Here is an 18,564-nt window from a genome sequence, read left to right on the forward strand (position 1 = left end):
CCCCGAGCCCGAGCCCCGCCCCCACCGTCAGCCCGGTGCCGGCCTTGAGAAGCGAGCGCCGGCTGAAGTCGCGGCCGCTCCGTGAAAGTTCAGACATTCTCAACCCTCTTGTTCCTCGGGGTCAGGATGCGACGGCTGTCACGGAGGGCAGTATTGAGATGTCGGTTCACAATCGGCGCATAGCGATTGCACAGTCCGCGGCGGGATGCGCGAGGACTGATTCGGGACGCGCGAGGGCTGATTCGGGACGTGCGGTGCGATGCGCTGGCGCCGCCGCGATCTACAGCGCGTTGTCGCCGAACACGGACAGGGCCTGGCCCGCGAGGTATAGGCGCGCGTTGCGAAGCCTCAGCAGCTCACGCATCGTCGGCGGCTACAGGGCGCCAATAGCGTCAGCCCTCGATCAATGCTTCGCGAGCAGGCGCGAGCAGCGCCATAGCAGCTCACGCATCGTCGGCGGCCACAGTGCGGTAAAAGCGTCAGCCCTCGATCAATGCTTCCCGAGCGCGGGCGAGCAGCGCCATCAGTTCGTCGAACCGCTCGGCGCCCAGCGCCTGCCGGGTCCGCTCCTCGGCCGCGAGTTCGCGGCGGACGCCGTCGGCGGAGGCGGTCCGGCCCGCTGCGGTGGCGTGCAGGCCGACCGTGCGGCCGGTGCCGACGTGGCGCTCGATGAACCCGAGCGCGGTCAGGCGCGCGGCGGCCTGGCTCATCGCCTGCTGGCTCTTGCCCAGCCGCTGCGCGATCTCGGTGACGGTCACCCCGGGCTCGGCCACGACCGCGTCGAGCATGTGGTTCAGCGGCAGGGACAGGGAGGTGCCGGACAGGGCGGCCTCGCCGCGTTGCTCGATGAGCGTGCTGACCTCGCGCAGGCGGCCCCGGAGCAGCCCCGAGAGCGCGGCTCCCTTCCCGGCGTCGGCCCCCGGCCCGGATGCGGCTCCGGTCGCTGTCGTGTCCATGCCTGCATGATACGCGGCGATCACTACTGGCTGTGAAAACAAGTGGCTGTGTACCTGTAAGCCTTGTGTACACAAGCACTTGTGATAGCCTGAGCTCAGTGGTTCGGCGGAAGGTAAGGAACTCACCATGAAGGTATTCGTGACCGGCGCCACCGGGTTCGTCGGATCGTTCATCGTCGCGGAGCTGATCAGCGGTGGTCATGAGGTGGCCGGGCTCAGCCGCTCGGAGGGCGGTGCCGAGGCGCTGATCCGGGCCGGGGCGAAGGTCGTGCGGGGCGACGTGAACGACCTGGACGGGCTGCGCGAAGCGGCCGGGGCGGCGGACGCCGTCATCCACACCGCCTTCGACCACAGTGCCGCCGACCAGAAGCTGCACAGCGAGAACGACCGGAAGGTCATCGCGGCGCTCGGCGCGGCGCTGGCCGGTACCGACCGGCCGCTGATCGTCACCTCCGGCACCGGCCTGGTCCGGTCCGCGGCCGGCGGCCCGGTGGGCGAGACCGATCCGCACGCCACCTCGGCGGTGGTCCCCCGCGCCGCGTCCGAGGAAGCGGCCGAGGCGCTGATCGCCGCGGGCGCGAACGTCATCGTGATGCGGCTGCCGCAGGCGCACGACACCCGCCGGCAAGGCCGCATCAGGTGGCACATCCAGGTCGCGAAGGAACAAGGCCGCGTCGCCTACGTCGGCGAGGGCCGGAACCGGGTGCCTGCCGTCCACGTCACCGACGCGGCCCGGCTGTACCGGCTGGCGCTGGAACGCGGCGAGGCGGGCGCTCGCTACCACGCCGTGGCCGAGGAAGGCGTGGCGCTGCGCGAGATCGCTGAGGCGATCGGGGCGGGACTGGACCTGCCGGTCGAGTCGATCACCGCCGAGCAGGCGCCGGAGTACTTCGGGTGGTTGGCGGAGCTTGCCCAGCTGGATCTGCCGGCTTCCGGCGCTTCCACCCGGCAGCGACTGGACTGGGTGCCCGGCGGCCCGGATCTGCTGACTGATCTGCGGGCGGCGGAGTTCGACGTGGCTTGAGGCGACGGCGCGTGGCGACGCGACTTGGTGCGACGCGACGTGGCTCGGGTCGGCCCGCCACGGCAGGTTGGCAGATATCGTCCCCCGTGTGTCATTGCTGCCAACGGCACCCGGCCCGACCATAGAACCATGACTACCATCGAGACGGCCGAGGCCGACCCCGGCCCGGACCTCGACCGTCGTTCCAGCTTCAGTCGTTCCAGCCTCATCCGCCGACCGCTCGCCCCGCGCTCGGCCTATCTGCTGGCGGCCGGGATCGTCGGGCTGGCGATGTTCGCCTCCGGGATCCCCTCGCCGCTCTACGACACCTACAGCAAGCTGTGGGGCTTCTCCGCCGTGGTGCTGACCATCGTCTACGCGACCTACGCCTTCGGGGTGCTCGTGGCACTGCTGCTGGCCGGACGGGTGTCGGACGAGATCGGCCGCCGCCCGGTGTTGCTCGTCGCGCTGTGCGGGATCCTGGTCTCCACGATCCTGTACATGCCGGCCCAGTCGGTCGCGTGGCTGTACGTCGCGCGCGGGTTGCAGGGCCTGGCGACCGGGCTGGCCCTGAGCGCGGCCAGCGCGTCGCTGCTGGACCTGCATCCCCGCCGCGATCCGATCTCGGTCGGGCTGGCCAACGGCGTGGCGTCGGCCGGCGGGATCGGGCTCGGCATCTTCGCCTCCTCGGTCCTCGTGCAGTACCTGCCGGCGCCCCGGGTGCTGCCCTATGTGCTGCTCGCGGTCCTGCTCCTCATCGCCACGATCGCCACGCTGCGCCTCCAGGACCCGGTGACGCCGCGCCCCGGCGCCGGGATCCGGCTCACGCCGCAACGCCCGAGCGTGCCGCCGTCGGGCCGGCGGGCGTTCCTGCTGGCCTCGCTCGCGGTGCTCTCGTCCTGGTCGCTCAACGGCCTGTACCTGTCCCTCGGCCCCGAGCTGAGCGCGAATCTGCTGCACAGCAACTCGGTAGTGTTGTCAGGGCTCGTCGTCTCCAGCCTGCCGGCCGCCGCCGCGCTGTCCCAACTGGTCTTCGGACGCGGCGCGCCGTGGGCCGGCGCCAGCTACGGCTCGCTCGCCCTGGCCGCGGGCATGGGGTTGCTCGTCGTCGCTGTGGCAACCGGCTCCGGTGCGTTGTTCGTCGTCGCCAGCGTGATCGCCGGGTTCGGGTTCGGCGCGGCGTTCCTCGGCGGACTGCGTTCGCTGTCCGCGGCCGTGCCGCCCGAGCACCGGGCCGCGGTGATGTCAGCGTTCTACATCGTCGCCTACGGCGCGCTCTCGCTGCCCGCGATCGCCGCCGGACTCCTGAGCACCCCGCTGGGCCTGAACCGGACCTTCGAGATCTTCGGGGCGGCGATCGCGGCGCTGGCGCTCGTCGTCGCCGGCGAGGCGTGGCGGACTCGGCCCGCCTCGGCTGTGATCGCCAGTCGGCAGTAATCGCTGATCGGCAGTAATCGTCTCCTGCAGGCGATTGCAGCCAGCGGCCTGCCGCTTCATCATGGAGGAATGAGCAGCAACGTGCGCGCCCCATCGCCCCATCGCGTGGTCATCGTGGCCTTCGACGGCGTCCAGGCGCTGGACGTCACCGGCCCGTCGGACGTCTTCGAGTTCGCCGGGCGCGGCCGGACCGGCTACGAGATCGAGGTGGTCGCGCCGGCCCCGGTCGTGACCACGTCCAGCGGTCTGCGGATCGTGCCGCACGCGACCGTCGACCGGTTCCGCGGCCGGATCGACACGCTGATCGTCGCCGGCGCCATCGGCGAGCGGCGGGACGCGGTGGACGAGGAGCTGATCGCCTGGCTGCGCCGGGCCAGCCGGCGCGCGCGGCGCACCGCGTCCGTGTGCACCGGCGCGTTCCTGTTGGCCCGCGCGGGCATTCTCGACGGCCGGAAGGCGACGACCCACTGGGCCGCGTGCGCCGATCTGGCCCGCGAGTACCCCGCCGTCACCGTGCTGCCCGATCCGATCTATGTGCGCGACGGCGACGTCTACACCTCGGCCGGGGTCTCCGCGGGTATCGACCTGGCGCTGGCGTTGGTCGAGGAGGACCTGGGACCGCAGGTCGCGCTCCAGGTCGCCCGGCAACTCGTCCTGTTCATCCGGCGCCCCGGCGGCCAGACCCAGTTCAGCCGCGGGCTCGCCGGGCAGGCCGCCTCCCGGCCGAGTATCAGGGAACTACAGGACTGGATCGCGGACCACCTGGACCACGACCTGTCCGTGACCGCCCTGGCCGACCGGGCGCTGATGAGCCCGCGCAACTTCGCCCGCGTCTTCGCGACCGAGACCGGCTCCACGCCGGCCGCCTACGTTGAGGCGGTCCGGTTGGAGCGGGCCCGGATGCTGCTGGAGAGCAGCCAGGAGCGGATCGAGGAGATCGCCCGGCAGTGCGGGTTCGGCACGGTCGAGACGCTGCGCCGGTCGTTCAGCAGGCACCTCCACGTGAGCCCGCACGGCTATCGGCAGCGGTTTGCGACCGCCGTGCCGTTCAGCACGGCGGCTGCCGGCTGACGCAAACCGCCGGAACCGCCGGAACCGCCGGAACCGCCAGAACCGCCAGAACCGCCAGAACTGCCGGAGCCACCGAAGCCGTTGAACCGCTCACGGTCTGAAGCACAACGTGAGCACGAGCCCGCCCTCGGCCCGCGGGTGCGCGGTCAGCTCCGCGCCGTGGGCCTCGGCGATCGAGCGGGCGATCGACAGGCCCAGGCCGTGCCCGCTCTGCGCGGTGCGGTCCGGACCGTGGCGGCGGAACGGTTCGAACAGGTCGAGGACCTTCTCCGGCGATACGTGCGGGCCGGTGTTGCTGACGGTCAGCGTCGCGGCGGCGGCGTCGAGGCGGACGTCCACAAAGCCCCCGCGCCGGTTGTATTGGACCGCGTTCCTCGTGAGGTTCGTCAGCAGGTGCCGTAACAGGATCGGGTCGCCGTGCACGACCATCGGCCCGGCCGCCTTGAAAACCTCCACGCCCACCTCGTTCGTCGCCGCCAACGGCGCCAGATCGGCGGCCGCCAGCCGGGCCACGCCGCCGAGCTCCACCGGCTCGGTGGCCTCCACCCCCCGATCGCTGCGCGCCAGCAGCAACAGGGCATTGATGAGCTGCTCGGCCTCGTGGTTGGCGGCGAGCATGTCCTCGCGCACCTCGGCGAGCCCGTCGGGTAGCGGATCGGCGAACCCGACCTGGAGACAGGTGCGCTGGACGGCCAGTGGCGTCTTCAACTCGTGGGAGGCGTTCGCGACGAACCGGCGCTGGCTCTCGAAGGACTTCTCCAGCCGGTCGAGCATGGTGTCGAAGGTGTCGGCGAGGCGGTGCAACTCGTCGTCGGGGCCGGTCAGGGACAGCCGCTGGTGCAGGCTCTCCTCGCTGATCTGGCGCGCCGCCCCGGTGATCGCGGCGACCGGGCGCAGCGCCCGTCCGGCCAGTCGCCAGCCCAGCACCCCGGCGACCAACGCCAGCACCACGAGACCGATCGCGGACCAGAGCACCATCTCGCGCAGGGCGGTGTCCTGGACCGCCCGCACCGTCTGGTCGATCTTCTGGACCAGCGCTATGTGCGCGGCCGTCGCCATGCCCTGGGCCGGCGCCGTGCCCGCTAGGCGGGGCGATCCGTCGGCCGCGGCGGTCCCGGAGGGAGCGGTGGCAGAGAACTGCGACGGATCGAAGTCCGGCGCGTTGACCAACCTGACATCCATCCCCTGGACGTGCTGCACCGTGCCGTGCCGGGCGAGCACCACCACGAAGGCCAGCAGCGCGGCGCCGACCACCAGGAAGAGCCCGGCGAAGGAGGTGGCCAGACGGGCCCGGAAGGGCAGGCGGCCAGTCAGGGTTCGAGGATCGAGGCGCGTGCCGAGGGGACTCAGTCGCACAGCCGGTAGCCGCCCTGTCGGTCGGCGACGATCACACCCGGATCGCCGAGCTTGCCCCGCAGCCGGCTGACCGTGGCGCGGACCGCGCCGGTGCGCCGGTCCTGGTATTCGTCCCAAACACTGCGGACGAGTTCGTCGTGCTGGACGGCGCCCCCGCGGGCGGCCAGCAGCAGGCGCAGGACGGCGAACTCCTTCGGCGTCAGCTCCAGCCGGCGGCCGTCCACCGACGCCTCGTGCCGCGTCTCGTCCAAGGCGATGCTCCCGGAGCGCAGCACCGTGGCCGGCGGCCGATGCGCGCGCCGGCTCAACGCCCGCACCCGAGCGACCAACTCGCCGAAATCGAAGGGCTTGGGCAGATAGTCATCGGCGCCGAGCGTGGTCAGACCGTAGACCCGGTCGGCGAGCGCGCCGGCCGCGGTCAGCATCAGGATCTGCGGCGGGTCGGTCAGCTCGCGCAGCCGCCGGCACACTTCGTCGCCGCTGAGCACCGGCAGGTCGCGGTCCAGGATCAGCACGTCGTAGGCGGTCAGCAGGCACATCCGCTCGGCCTCGGCGCCGGTGAACGCCAGATCCACGGCCATCGCCTCACGGCGCAGCCCGGTGGCGACGGTGCGCGCCAGCACGCGGTGGTCCTCGGCCACCAGGACTCTCATGGCTTTATCAAACCATGATCATGATTACAGCCGGATAAGAATCGCTACGCGCGTTTCGGCTGGTCGGGGTGTTGGCAGTGGCGGTCCTTATGCCGCTGTAACGGGTTTATCCAGCCGAGCGCGGCGCGCTGCTTCCATCAGGGCCCATGAACTTCGTCAAGCGCGCCGGCCTGAGCCTGGTCGTCAGAGCCTCCCGGACCGTCGCCCTGCTGGCGATCTTCGCCGTCATCTGCACGCTGCTGCTCGGCGGATTCCTGTTACGCAGCGCGGCGGCGCGCCAGGAGGCCGCCGCCCAAAGCGACATCGGAGTTGACGTGACGGTCGGGAAGCCGGCGGGCTTCACCCCGGAGCTGGCCGATCGGCTGGGCGCCGCCGACGTCGTGCACAGGTACAACCCGGAGGTCGCGATACAGGCCGGAGCACGCGATCTCACGCCGTTGGTCTCCCCGCTGCCGAAGCCCGGCGCCGGCGCAGGCTCCGGTGCAGGCGCCGGGAATCGAAGCCCGGATTCAGGTCCGGGGACAGGTTCAGGGGCAGGGCCGGGGGCAAGTCCTGATCTGGGCCCGTTGGAAGTGAACGGCGTCCGGGATTCGGGGCTGCTGCTGCCTTTCTCCTACGGATCGACGAAGATCGTCCAGGGCCGGGGCATCCTTCCCGAGGACGCTGGCCGCGACGTCGCAATGGTCGAACATCGGCTGGCGGACAAGAACCACCTCACGGTCGGCAGCGTCGTCCAAGCCCGGTCCACCGACGGCAAGCACACGGTTCCGGTCACCGTCGTCGGCGTCTTCCAGGACCCCACACCGGATCCGCCGATGTGGACGCCGCCGCACGAACTGCCCGGCAACGCGCTCTACGTGCCGCTGGCCACCGCACGCGCCCTGAGCACCGGACCGGTGAGCGTGACCGAGGCCGTCTACCGGGTCGGCTCACCGGACCAGGCCGAGCAGCTGACCGCCGACGCCGACCGGCTGCTCGGCGCGGGCACCTTCAGCGTGACGGTCAACGACAAGGCCTATCGGGACCAGGTCCTGCCGATCCAGCGGGTCGGCGCCTTCGCCGGGCTGATCGTCTGGGTGATCGCCGGGGCCGGGGCGTTGGTCCTCGGGCTCATCGTCGTGTTGCAGATCCGCGAGCGGCGCACCGAACTCGGGGTGCTGCTGTCGATGGGCGAGAAGAAGTGGAAGCTGATCGGCCAGCACGTCGTGGAGATGACCGCCGTGGCGCTGCCCGCCGTCGCGCTGGCCACGCTGGTCGGGGCGCTGGCCGGGCCGTCCGCGGGGCACGCGCTGCTCGGCCCGCACTCCGCGGTCAGCTCCTCCGCGATCCGGCTCGAACCGGCCGCCGTCGCTGAAGTCGCCGCCATCGGGCTCGGCATCTGCCTGGTCTCCACGGTCCTGCCGGGCATCGGGATCCTCCGCCTGCACCCCCGCTCCATCCTCACCGACACCGAATAACGAACCGGGAGAACCGACGTCCTATGAACTTCGTCAAACGGGCCGCGCTCAGCCTGTGGGCCCGCAAGAGCCGGACTCTGATCACGCTGGCCACCTTCCTCGCCATCTCGGTGATGGTGCTGGCCGGTGTGCTGATCGACCACGGGACGGCCCGGGCCGAGCAGAGCGTGAAACGGTCCGTGGGAGCCGAGGTCGACCTCAACCAGGACCTCAGCAAGATCGGCGCCGGCTCCGGCGGCGGCTTTCAGGCCCCCTCGATCGCCGCCGCGACCGTCGACAAGATCGGCGCGCTGCCCCAGGTGCAGAGCTACACCTACACGACGTTCGACCGCGCGTTCCTCAGCGGTGGCGCGACCCTGGTCGCCGGCGGACCCCCGAGCCCGGGCGGGGCGAACGACAACAGCACCATGGACCTGGCCGTCCGGGACAGCTCCGGGCTGCCGAACTTCCGCAGCGGTCAGCTCACCCTGGTCTCCGGCGCCCCGATCGGGCCCGCCGACCACGACAAGCACGAGGTCCTGATCGAGGAACGGCTGGCCGAGAAGAACCACCTGCGGGTCGGCGACAAGCTCACGCTGATCGGCAACGACGAGAAGACCACGGCCGTGTTCACCGTGAGCGGGATCTTCCGTGACTCGCGCGCGACCAGCGACTCCGACCCCGACTACGAGATCAGCCCGGCCAACATGCTCTACACGACGCTCGGCGGCCTGACCGCGCTCGGCTCCGAGAGCGACGGGCCGCTCTCGGTGAGCAACGCGACCTTCATCCTGCGGGACGCCGACGCGCAGAACGCGTTCAAGGCCGGGGCCAAGCAGGTCGCCGGTTCCGCGCTGGACCCCTTCTCGCTGGACGTCAACACGAAGGCCATCCAGCAGATGACCGGCCCGCTGGGCAGCATCCGCGGCACGGCCACCCTGGCCATGTGGCTGATGGGCCTGGCCGGCGCGGCCGTGCTGGCGCTGCTGGCCAACCTCGCGGTCAAGCAGCGCCGCAAGGAGTACGGCGTGCTGCTGGCGATGGGGGAGAAGAAGAGCAAGCTGATCGGCCAGCAGATCCTGGAGATCGCCGCGGTCGCGATCCTGGCCGTCGGTCTCAGTTCACTGATCGCCCCGGGCCTGACCCAGAGCGCCGGCCAGTGGCTGCTCGGACGGGACGCCACCGCGGCGAAGCAGAAGATCGCCGCGTGGAAGCCGCCGCCGCCCGGCAGCACCGGCCTGGGCCAGGGCATCGACCCCAACGACCAGCCGGTCCCGAACGCCGACCCGGTCGACAAGATCACCGTGGCTCTGGACCCGGCGAACCTGCTCGCGGTCGGCGGCGTCGGGCTGGGCATCGGCCTGCTCGCCACCGCGATCCCGGCGACCGCGCTGCTGCGCCTCAGTCCCCGCACGATTCTCACGAAGGGCAAGTGAAGCGTTATGGACGACGCGACAACCGACGCCACTACGAACGCCACTGCGGACGCGGCTACCGACGCGACTTCCGATGACGGTCGCGGCTCCGGTCCCACCGCAGCGGACGACAGCCGTGGCTCAGGCAGCACCGCAGCCGACGGCACCGCGACGCCCCTCCTGCGCCTCACGGGCGTCAGCCACACCTACTCGGGCCAGCGCCGCAAAAGCGCGGTCCTGAGCGGCATCAGCCACTCCTTCGAGCGCGGCACGTTCTACACGATCCTGGGCCCGTCCGGCAGCGGCAAGACGACGCTGCTCAGCCTGGCCAGCGGTCTGGACACCCCGACCAAGGGCACCATCAGCTTCGAGGGCCGCGATCTCAGGGAACTGGGACTGGGCCGCTACCGCAACCGGCACGCCGCCACGGTCTTCCAGTCGTACAACCTGCTCACCTATATGACGGCGCTGCAAAACGTCACCGCGGCCATGGAGATCACCGGCGTGAAACCCGCCTCCGGCAGCCGCCGGGCCCGCGCCCTGGAGTTGCTGGAACGGATCGGGCTGGACAAGGCGACGGCGACACGCAACGTCCTGCGATTGTCCGGTGGCCAGCAACAGCGCGTGGCCATCGCCCGGGCGCTGGCTTGCGACGTCGACATCCTCTTCGCCGACGAACCCACCGGGAACCTCGACGAGGACACGGCCCAGGGCATCATCGACACCTTCCGCGAGCTCGCGCACGAACAAGGCAAGTGCGTGGTGGTCGTCACGCACTCCCAGCAGCTCGCCGCGCAGTCCGACCGGATCCTCGTCCTGCGCAAGGGCAAACTTTCGCAGCAGGCGAAGACTCGCTGAGCGACGCCTGACCGCAGGGGTGAAGCCCTGACTCAGCAGACTGAGTCAGGGCTTCGCTACCGGTGATCCGGCGCCTACTCGCCCACGAAGGTCGCCAGCTGGAACCGGTTGCCCTCCGGGTCGGCGAACACGCTCAGGCGGATCGGCCCCAGGGTGAGCTGGTCGAGCACCTTGGCGTTCAGGCCGGTCAGCCGCTCGGTCTCCTCGTCGTGCTGCTCGGTGAGCAGGGTGGGGACGAATCCGCCGACGATCCGCTCGGCCTCCGGGGCCGGGTGGAAGACCATCTGGGGGCGGCCTCCGGGGTCGGTGGTGCCGACCGTCATGGTGCCGCCGGTAAGGCCGGCGGTGACCTCGCGGCCCAGGACCTTGCCCCAGAAGTGCGCCTGGGCTCCGGGATCCGCGCAGCCGATGTTCACGGATGCGAAGAAGAGATTGACGTCAGTCACGATCGGTTTCCTTACGAAGGGTCGGTAAATGGATCCGCGATAGCCGTGCTCGCGCGCCGTCACGCCAGCGCGCCGTCACGCCGCGATCACGTCGAATTCGTTGCCTTCCGGATCCTGCAGGGTGGTCCAGCGCATGGTGCCCAGCTCGACGTCCGCGTGGTGGCGCGCGCCGAGGCCGATCAGTCGCTCGACCTCGACCTCCAGGTCCTCGGTGAGCAGGTCCGGGTGCATCCGGTTCTTGCCCGCCTTGTCCTCGGGGACCTGGGCGAAGCACCAGCCCGGCGCGGTCGGGGCGGCCTCGTGCAGGCCGATGGACGCGAACTGCTTGCTCGCGCCCGGATCCAGCTCCCGGCCGAGCGCGCCGGCCCAGAACCGGCCGAGCTCGGCGGCGTCGGAGCAGTCGAAGGTGAGGGCGTGCAGTCGGTTCGTCATGATGATTCCTTTTCTCCTCGGGTGGAGAGCACCGGCCAGCACACTTCGGTGACCAGGCTGTGCTCGTCTTTGGTGTCGAACATGCCGACCAGGTAGTTCTCCCGGATCGCCGTGCGGGTGCGCGATCCCAGGCTCTGCTCGGCGACGAAGCTGCCCAACGCGGCGTAGGTGCGGTCGAGCTCGCGCAGCGGGCCGTTGTGCACCGCCACCGCCATCGGGCCCTCCGGCAGCGTTTCGCCGGTGGCGCCGGTAGTGCCGGAGCGGCCGGCGGGGCCGGTCAGACCGGCGTCCGCGGTGAGCGGGATGAAGGCGGTGACCTCGCCGATGTGTGATTCGAAGAGCTCGGCGCTGTAGAACGCGCCGTCCGGACCACCGCGCAGCCCGGCATCGGCACCGAGCCGCCGACGCAGGTCGGTCAACGTGTCGGGCAGCCACTGGAACACATCGCTCCAAGCCAGCCGGGCCGTGGCCGTCAGGGCCGTGGTGGCCGTCGGGTTGTGGAAGGCGATGTCCAACGCCGGCGGCCCACCGCCCTCCAGCAGCCGGCGCAGCGAGGCCACCGCGGTCTGCGTCTGCTCCAGTTGCCGTTCCATGCTGCGCAGGTGGTCGGCGATGAGCTCATCGCGAGCCGCCGGATCGGTCGCCGCCAGCACCGCCTTGACCTGGTCCAGCGGCATCCCCAGATCGCGGAAGCGCCGGATGAGCTGGGCCGTGGGGGCCTGGGCCGTGGCGTAGAAGCGGTATCCGCTGTCCGGGTCGATCCGGGCCGGGGGCAGCAGGTCCACATCGTGGTAGTGACGCAGTGCCTTGACACTGACGTGGGTGAGCCGGGAGAACTCCCCGATACTCAGCATCGCGGCCATCATCGGCCTCCCGCATCCGGGCCGACCGGGTTATTCCTCGTACTCACACGGATTCTCCTTTCAGGCTTCGTTCGCCGATGACTCGACTTTCGATGCTCCTGTTAGGGGAGGGTCAACACGGAGGGTCCGCGCTCTTTCGGCCACGTCCCAGAACGTCGGACGATCCGGGCGCCGGCCTGCGGCGATCGGCGTGTCGACGCAGGCCTAGCGCGCGACCCTCCGGGGAGCGGGGAAAACTGAGTTGAGGCGATCGCGATCAGAAAGGCTCCGGTGATGACTGAGGACTCGGGCGGGCCCGCCGGGCGGCGGATTCTGATCACCGGCGGCGCCGGGGGAGTGGGGACATTCCTGCGCACCGGCCTGGCCGGGCTCGGCTGGACCATCCGCTGTCTGGATCTGCGGATCCCGGACGATCCCGGCGACGCCGAATGGGTCGTCGGCGACATCACGGACCCCTCGACAGTCCTGGCGGCGATGGCCGACGTCGAGGTCGTGATCCATCTGGCCGGGATCCCGATGGAGGACCATTTCGCCGCGATCCTGCACGCCAACATCGACGGCACCCGACACGTCTTCGAGGCGGCGGTGCGGGCCGGGGTGCCGCGCGTGCTGTATGCCAGCACCAACCACGTCGTCGGGTACTACGAACGATCGGCTTTCGCCAACCGTCGCCTCGGAATCGACGAACGGACCCGGCCGGACACGCTCTATGGGGTGTCGAAGGTGCTCGGGGAAGCGCTCGGTTCCTACTTCCACGACCGGCACGGCCTTGCGGTGGCGTGCGTACGGATCGGCGCCTGCCTGCCCGAACCCCGTACCCGGCGGATGCTGGACACCTGGTTCAGCCCCGCCGACGCCGTCCGCCTGTTCCACGCGCTGGCCGGGGTGCCGGACCTCGGCTACGAGATCGTCTACGGTGTCTCGGCGAACCCGACTGCCTGGGCCGATCTGGAACCCGGGCGCCGGCTCGGGTACGAACCTCAAGACGATTCATCTGTGTTCGCCCAACGGTTCCTCGGCCAGCAGGGAGATCCTGACGATCCCGAGGTGCGCTATCTCGGCGGGGACTTCACGACCGCTGTTCCGGGGTAGTTTCCTCATCATGACCAGTCTTCGCCTTTCAGACGGCCGGGTTCTGGAATACCTGGCGGCCGGGCCCGCGGACGGAACGCCGCTCGTCTTCCACCACGGCACGCCGTGCGCCGCGGTCCTGTTCGATCCGATGATCGAGGCCGCCACGCGCCACGGCCTGCGCACGGTGGTCTACAGCCGGCCCGGATACGGCGAGTCGTCGCCGCAGCCGGGCCGGACCATCGCCTCGGCGGCCGCCGATGTCAGTGCCCTGCTGGCCGAGCTGGGCGCCGAGCGGTTCGTGACCGCCGGCTGGTCCGGCGGCGGCCCGCACGCGTTGGCCTGCGCCGCGTTGCTGGCGGGCCGGTGCGCCGCCGCCGCGACCATCGCCGGCGTCGCCCCGTACGGCGCCGAAGGTCTGGACTGGCTGGACGGCATGGGCGCGGAGAACGTCGAGGAGTTCGGCGCGGTCGCGGCCGGGGTGGAACAGCTGACCGCCTACCTGAGTCCGCAGGCGGAGATCTACGCGCAGGTGCAGGCCGAACAGGTCGCGGCGGCGTTGGGCGACTTGATCGCCGAGGCCGACCGCCGGGCCCTGAACGGTTCGTTCGCCGAGTACGGCGCGACGATGTTCCGCAAGGCGCTGTCCGTCGACATCGACGGCTGGCGCGACGACGACCTGGCCTTCATCGGCGACTGGGGCTTCGACCTGGACGACGTCAAGACGCCGGTCTCGATCTGGCAGGGCGACCAGGACCGGATGGTCCCGTTCGCCCACGGCCGCTGGCTGGCGGGCAACGTGTCCGGCGCGACGGTGCATCTCCAGCCGGGCGAGGGGCATCTGTCGCTGATGGTGGAGCGGTTCGGCGACATCGTGGCGGACCTCGCGGCGAAGCTGGGCTGACGGCGGCGCTGAGGTCCACGAGCGAGCCACGAGCCCTCACCCGGCGAGGGTGGGCTGAGGGCAGCGCCGAGATCCACGAGCCGAGGCGCCGAGGTCCAACAGCCATGAGCCCTCACCCGGCGAAGGCGAGGGCCCGCGTCACTGATCACCGATCCGGCGCGCCAGTCGCGGCATCGGCCGACCCGGCGTCGGCCCGCACCGGTCCCGCGCCGGCCGACCCGGCGTCAGCCGATGGTCAGCCGTTCGATCTCGGCCACGGTGTCGAGCCCTTCGTACACCCGCTTCAGGCGCTGGACGTTGTCGTGTATCTCAGTGTCCTTCAACACTTTCTCGGCGGTCTCGGCCAGCACCTCCGCGGTGGGCGTGGCGGTTTGTAGGCCGGCGCCGAGGCCGTGGTGGGCGATGCGGGCGGCGTTCGCGGGCTTGTCCTCGGTCAGGCCCGCGGCGATGACCGGGACGCCGGCCGACAGCGCCTGGTGGATGCCGCCGGCGCCGCCGTTCGTGATGAGCAGGTCGGCCTTCGGCAGCAGCGCCGCGAACGGGATGTACTCGGCGGCGCGGGCGTTGGCCGGCAGCGGGACCGACAGCGCCTCCAGCTCGCGGCCCAGCGCGGCCACCACGGTGACGTCCAGGTCGGCCAGAGCCGCCAGCGCGGGCTCGATCAGCTGGGACAGGTCCCGGTTGGCCATCGTGCCCTGGGTGACCACGACGACGGGCCGCGAGCCGTCCAGGTCCGACCACCAGCTCGGCGGCCGCCAGTCCGCGGCGTGCTGCGGCGTCAGGGTCCCGACCAGGTGTACTGAATCCGGCGCGTCGCCGCGGTCGAACTCGAATCCGGGCACGGTCAGCGCGGCGGTCCGGTCCGGCACCGTGATGATCCCGTCGACGAACGCCGGGAAGGTCTGCTGCGCACCGAGGGTGTGCAGCAGTTCATTGATACGGTCCTGGACCGGCCGCATGGCGGCGGCGAACTCCGCGTTCGCGGCGCGGTTGGCCGCCTTCGGGTCCTGCCCGGGTCCGACCGGCACCGGCCCGAAGAAGGTGGTGTCCTGGCTGCTCAGCGCCAGCGGCACCGCCGAGACCGCGACCCAGCGCAGCGGCTTGCGCCCCGGCGCGCCCAGCGCGGGCGGCAGCGCTCCGAGGAACAGGGCGTTGGATATCAGGTACTGGTCGGGGTCCCGTTCGAGCAGTTCCTGAAGCCGCGCGTGCTGATCCGGCATCGGGTCGGCGAAGGCGTGAATCCAGTCGAAGTTGAGCTGTTCGGGGCCGGGGGCGAGGTCCGCGCGCTCCGGGAGGTCGCCGTACAACCGGTCGTCGAAGTCCGCGGCCCCGGTCAGCGGCTCGAAGCCCAGGCCGCTCTCCTCGACCTCGGTACGGAAGCGGCTACCGGTGAGCACGGTGATCTGGTGTCCGCGGCCGGCGAGCCGACGGGCGAGTTCCAACAACGGGGCCAGCTCGCCGGATACCGGCGGCGCCGCGACGATGATTTTCGGCATGGGATTCCCTTCGGCCTGGAGCTACCGGCCGCCGGGACGTTGTGACCACCGGCCGGCCCTAACCCCGCGGACCAGAATCAGTCTCTGGTCAGCGGGCTGCTAGAGCGTAGCTTTCGGCGAGGGGCCCGATGACGTGGCGTTGAGCTTTACTTCTTGCCGGCCTTGGCGGGCTTCTTCACCGCTTTCACCGTCTTCAGCGACTTGAGCGGCTTGCCGTCGGCCGGCTTGGCGGCTTTCTTGTCCGTGGCCTTCGCGGCCTTCTTCTCGGACTTGGCCGGCTTCTCCGCCACCACCTTCGCTGGTTTCTCAGCCACCACCTTCGCTGGCTTCTCGGCTGCGGCCTTCGCGGCCTTCTTCTCCGTCTTGGCCGTCGTCTTCGCAGGCTTGTCGGCCGCTGTCTTGGCCGGCTTCTCCGCGACCGCCTTCACCGGCTTGTCGGCGGCTGCCTTGTCCGCCTTGTCGGCTGCCGCTTTCGCCGGCTTCTCCGCGACCGCCTTAATCGGCTTCTTGTCCGCGGCCTTGGCCTTCTTCGCCTTGGCGGGCTTCGCAGCATCCTGCTTGGCCTCAGCCTCAGTCTCAGCCGCGGCAGCCGGAGCCGCGGCCGCCGCCGAGGAGCCGTCCGTCACCTGGGTCCGAAACGTCTGCCCCGCGTGGAAGCGCGGCGAGACTCCGGCCGGGACCTGGATCGCCGCGCCGGTCTGCGGATTGCGGCCGGCGCGGGCGGCGCGCTCGGCGCGGTCGAAGGTGCCGAAGCCGATGATCTGTACTCGCTCCCCGGCCGCGACGTGCTGCATGATGACGTCGAACACCGCATCGACGTACTGCCGGGCATCGGGGTCGGCGCCGCTGAGGCGCTCCGCCACTTCGGCAGCCAGGTCCGCCTTGTTAACCATGGCTTCCCCTCCCATTTCCTTGAATTCCATCTGTGATTCGGCACCGTAGCACCCGAAAGTGGCCAGAAGGTGCTCGCTCATACCGAAGTACGACCTCCGTGGCGGGACGACCCCCGGCTCCGACCTCCCTAGCTTGAGACCTGTGCAGCCGTGAGAACGAGGGCTGACCAGGGCGATGGGCGAACGGAAGGGGAGCGTGATGTGGAGTCACAGGGCGAATAGGCGTTGGCTCGCAACGGTTTCGTGCGCGGCGGGATTGGTGCTGGTCGCGGTGTCGGCCGCTCAGGCCGCGGGGCGGGGGCCGGACATCGGGTCGGGCGGTCGACCGGCGGGCCGCGTGGCCGTCGCCGACTACGTGCCCCTGTGGTCGATCCCGACCACCGCCGACGGCGCGGCGGCTTCGGACCTGGGTGTGGCGGCCGGGCAGACGCCGATGGCCGCTCGTGTGTATCTGGCAGGCCGGGATCCGGTCGGTCTGGCCGCCTATGCGAAAGCGGTCTCGGCTCCCGGGAATCCGCTGTATCAGCGGTATCTGACGCCGAGCCAGGAGGAGCAGAGGTTCGGGCCGGCGGCGGATCAGACGGCTGCCGTGCGGTCGTGGCTCACTTCCGCGGGGCTGCGCGTCACCGCGGCCACCGCGCACTACGTTGAGGTGACCGGCACGGTAGCCCAGGGCACGCACGCGTTCGGCGTCAGCTGGCACAGCTACCGAGTGGGCAAGAACCCGGTGACGCAGTACGGCGAGCCGGTGGCGAGGGTGCCGCAGCAGGCCCCGATCCCGGGCGCGAGCGTCACGGTGCCGACAGCGCTGGCGGCCGCGGTGACCACCGTCGTGCCGATCGAGACGGGTATCCCGGGCTACCTGGACAGCGGTGAGACGACCTCGACCGGCGACGTGCGAGTCGGCTCCGTGCCCCCTGCCACTTCTCAGGACTCGAAGACACCGCCGTGTTCGGACTACTTCGGCCGGCGCGTGGCCGACACGCTGCCCACGGCCTACGGCCGGCACGCGCCCTACGCCACCTGCGGCTACACCCCGCAGCAACTGCGCAGCGCCTACGGCGTACCGACAAACTTGACCGGTGCCGGCGTCAGCGCGGCCGTGGTCGCCGGCGGCCACACGGCGAGCACGGCCCACGACCTGGCGACGTTCGCCGCCGGGCACGGCGAGCCGCTGTCCCCGGGTCAGTTCTCTGAGGTACTGCCGACGGGCGTAGAAGCATCCTGTGAAACTCAGGGACCCATGTATTCCGAGGACTTCGCGGACGTGGAGCAAGTGCACGCGATGGCACCGGCGGCCCGGCTGACCGACTTCGCCGTGAAATGCGACGACGACGGCCAGGCGCTGCCGGTCCTCGACGCCTACAGCCAGATCGCCGACACCAGGTCGGCCACCGTCGTGAGCAGTGCCTGGAACGCCCGCTACAACGAGGCGACGATGTCTTCGGGCCTGATCGCCGTCTACGAGCAGGTGTTCAAACGAGGCGCGGTCGAAGGCGTCGGCTACTACGTGGACTCCGACGACGAAGGCGACGACTCGTCAGTCTCGCCGACGCACACGCCGACCGTCAGCTACCCCGATTCCGACCCGTGGGCGACCGGCGTCGGCGGCACGACCCTGGCCATCGGACCCGACGGCGGCTACGAGTGGGAGGTGCCTTGGGGCGACGACATGGCGCGGCTCGACACGACCGCCACCGGGTGGATCAGTCCGCCCGGCGCCTTCCTGGGCGGCGGCGGTGGCGGGACCAGCCGGCTGTTCACCCAGCCCGGCTATCAGCACGGCGTGGTTCCCGAGGCGCTCAGCCACGCGGGCGGTGCGGGCGGTGCGGACGGTACGAGCGGTGTGGGCAGTGCGGGCGCGCCGATGCGCGTCGTACCGGACATCGCCGCGGACGCCAGCGCGGGCAGCGGCATCCGGGTCGGCGTCACGGTGCCGCCCACCGCCGGACAGCCGGCGGCGTACCGCGAATTCGCGGTCGCCGGCACCAGTTGCTCCGTGCAACTCATCGCCGGCATGCAAGCCGACGCCGAACAGGCCGCCGGCGTTCCGCTCGGCTTCGCGAACCCGGCCCTCTACGCCCGCTTCGGCAGCGGCGACTACCACGACGTCACCGCGACACCCCTGGGCCACACGACACCCCTGGACCACGCGACACCCCTCTCGGCAACGCCGCACCCCCGGACGCGGTCGGCCCGGCAAACCCGCCGCCCGGCGAGCCCACCACCCCGTTCCTCCTCACCCTCGGACGGGACCAGACCCTGACCGCCACC

Annotated in this window: 17 protein-coding genes; 9 read left to right on the forward strand and 8 right to left on the reverse strand. The window is 70.9% G+C overall.

Going from position 1 to position 18,564, the window contains the following annotated elements:
- Nucleotides 1–479 precede the first annotated feature (479 nt).
- On the reverse strand, nucleotides 480–956 hold the full coding sequence (locus IZR01_RS08960) for a MarR family winged helix-turn-helix transcriptional regulator (RefSeq protein WP_194923571.1): 477 nt from the start codon (nucleotides 954–956) through the stop codon (nucleotides 480–482).
- 127 nt (nucleotides 957–1,083) lie between these two features.
- Here IZR01_RS08960 and IZR01_RS08965 point away from each other — a divergent pair, with 127 nt between their 5' ends.
- The 3 genes from IZR01_RS08965 (at nucleotide 1,084) to IZR01_RS08975 (ending at nucleotide 4,467) form a co-directional block, all read left to right on the forward strand.
- Nucleotides 1,084–1,980 carry an SDR family oxidoreductase gene (locus IZR01_RS08965; protein WP_194923572.1) on the forward strand — a complete coding sequence of 299 codons (897 nt, stop codon included), beginning with the start codon at nucleotides 1,084–1,086 and terminating at the stop codon, nucleotides 1,978–1,980.
- 129 nt (nucleotides 1,981–2,109) lie between these two features.
- Nucleotides 2,110–3,396 (forward strand): MFS transporter, encoded by a 1,287-nt coding sequence (locus IZR01_RS08970; protein ID WP_194894209.1) that lies wholly within the window; start codon nucleotides 2,110–2,112, stop codon nucleotides 3,394–3,396.
- A 69-nt stretch (nucleotides 3,397–3,465) separates the two neighbouring features.
- On the forward strand, nucleotides 3,466–4,467 hold the full coding sequence (locus IZR01_RS08975) for a GlxA family transcriptional regulator (protein WP_194923573.1): 1,002 nt from the start codon (nucleotides 3,466–3,468) through the stop codon (nucleotides 4,465–4,467).
- A gap of 90 nt (nucleotides 4,468–4,557) precedes the next feature.
- Here IZR01_RS08975 and IZR01_RS08980 read toward each other — a convergent pair whose 3' ends face one another.
- Both IZR01_RS08980 and IZR01_RS08985 read right to left on the reverse strand, forming a co-directional pair.
- On the reverse strand, nucleotides 4,558–5,823 hold the full coding sequence (locus IZR01_RS08980; RefSeq protein WP_323746957.1) for a sensor histidine kinase: 1,266 nt from the start codon (nucleotides 5,821–5,823) through the stop codon (nucleotides 4,558–4,560).
- Nucleotides 5,814–6,476 (reverse strand): response regulator transcription factor, encoded by a 663-nt coding sequence (locus IZR01_RS08985; RefSeq protein WP_194894211.1) that lies wholly within the window; start codon nucleotides 6,474–6,476, stop codon nucleotides 5,814–5,816. The genes IZR01_RS08980 and IZR01_RS08985 overlap by 10 nt, the downstream gene beginning before the upstream one ends.
- A 146-nt stretch (nucleotides 6,477–6,622) precedes the next feature.
- Here IZR01_RS08985 and IZR01_RS08990 point away from each other — a divergent pair, with 146 nt between their 5' ends.
- From IZR01_RS08990 to IZR01_RS09000, 3 genes are read left to right on the forward strand one after another with little or no spacing between them, the layout of a single operon-like run.
- Nucleotides 6,623–7,933, forward strand: a complete 1,311-nt coding sequence (locus IZR01_RS08990; RefSeq protein ID WP_194923574.1) for an ABC transporter permease — start codon at nucleotides 6,623–6,625, stop codon at nucleotides 7,931–7,933.
- A gap of 23 nt (nucleotides 7,934–7,956) precedes the next feature.
- Nucleotides 7,957–9,348: an FtsX-like permease family protein gene (locus IZR01_RS08995; protein WP_194923575.1), complete on the forward strand. Its 1,392-nt coding sequence runs from the start codon at nucleotides 7,957–7,959 to the stop codon at nucleotides 9,346–9,348.
- Between the two features lie 6 nt (nucleotides 9,349–9,354).
- Nucleotides 9,355–10,185, forward strand: coding sequence for an ABC transporter ATP-binding protein (locus tag IZR01_RS09000; RefSeq protein ID WP_194923576.1), 831 nt, complete (start codon nucleotides 9,355–9,357; stop codon nucleotides 10,183–10,185).
- Between the two features lie 74 nt (nucleotides 10,186–10,259).
- Here IZR01_RS09000 and IZR01_RS09005 read toward each other — a convergent pair whose 3' ends face one another.
- The 3 genes from IZR01_RS09005 to IZR01_RS09015 form a co-directional block, all read right to left on the reverse strand.
- A complete protein-coding gene (locus tag IZR01_RS09005; RefSeq protein ID WP_194923577.1) occupies nucleotides 10,260–10,631 on the reverse strand; it encodes a VOC family protein in 372 nt (123 codons plus the stop codon).
- A 75-nt stretch (nucleotides 10,632–10,706) separates the two neighbouring features.
- Nucleotides 10,707–11,063: a VOC family protein gene (locus tag IZR01_RS09010; RefSeq protein WP_194894216.1), complete on the reverse strand. Its 357-nt coding sequence runs from the start codon at nucleotides 11,061–11,063 to the stop codon at nucleotides 10,707–10,709.
- Entirely contained in the window at nucleotides 11,060–11,917 is an 858-nt protein-coding gene (locus IZR01_RS09015; protein ID WP_194923578.1) for a MerR family transcriptional regulator, read from the reverse strand. Before IZR01_RS09015 ends, IZR01_RS09010 begins: the two co-directional genes overlap by 4 nt.
- A 282-nt stretch (nucleotides 11,918–12,199) precedes the next feature.
- On the opposite strand from IZR01_RS09015, the gene IZR01_RS09020 reads away from it, so the two are divergent.
- Nucleotides 12,200–13,018 (forward strand): NAD-dependent epimerase/dehydratase family protein, encoded by an 819-nt coding sequence (locus IZR01_RS09020; RefSeq protein WP_194923579.1) that lies wholly within the window; start codon nucleotides 12,200–12,202, stop codon nucleotides 13,016–13,018.
- Between the two features lie 10 nt (nucleotides 13,019–13,028).
- On the forward strand, nucleotides 13,029–13,901 hold the full coding sequence (locus tag IZR01_RS09025) for an alpha/beta fold hydrolase (protein WP_194923580.1): 873 nt from the start codon (nucleotides 13,029–13,031) through the stop codon (nucleotides 13,899–13,901).
- A 224-nt stretch (nucleotides 13,902–14,125) separates the two neighbouring features.
- Here the strand turns inward: IZR01_RS09025 and IZR01_RS09030 are convergent, their stop codons facing one another.
- On the reverse strand, nucleotides 14,126–15,397 hold the full coding sequence (locus IZR01_RS09030) for a nucleotide disphospho-sugar-binding domain-containing protein (RefSeq protein ID WP_194923581.1): 1,272 nt from the start codon (nucleotides 15,395–15,397) through the stop codon (nucleotides 14,126–14,128).
- Nucleotides 15,398–15,543: 146 nt separating this feature from the next.
- Nucleotides 15,544–16,290 carry an HU family DNA-binding protein gene (locus IZR01_RS52200; protein WP_267254784.1) on the reverse strand — a complete coding sequence of 249 codons (747 nt, stop codon included), beginning with the start codon at nucleotides 16,288–16,290 and terminating at the stop codon, nucleotides 15,544–15,546.
- Nucleotides 16,291–16,627: 337 nt separating this feature from the next.
- On the opposite strand from IZR01_RS52200, the gene IZR01_RS09040 reads away from it, so the two are divergent.
- Nucleotides 16,628–18,556 (forward strand): S53 family peptidase, encoded by a 1,929-nt coding sequence (locus IZR01_RS09040; protein WP_194923582.1) that lies wholly within the window; start codon nucleotides 16,628–16,630, stop codon nucleotides 18,554–18,556.
- Nucleotides 18,557–18,564 lie beyond the last annotated feature (8 nt).

Source organism: Catenulispora pinisilvae, assembly GCF_015356865.1.
Lineage (GTDB): Bacteria > Actinomycetota > Actinomycetes > Streptomycetales > Catenulisporaceae > Catenulispora > Catenulispora pinisilvae.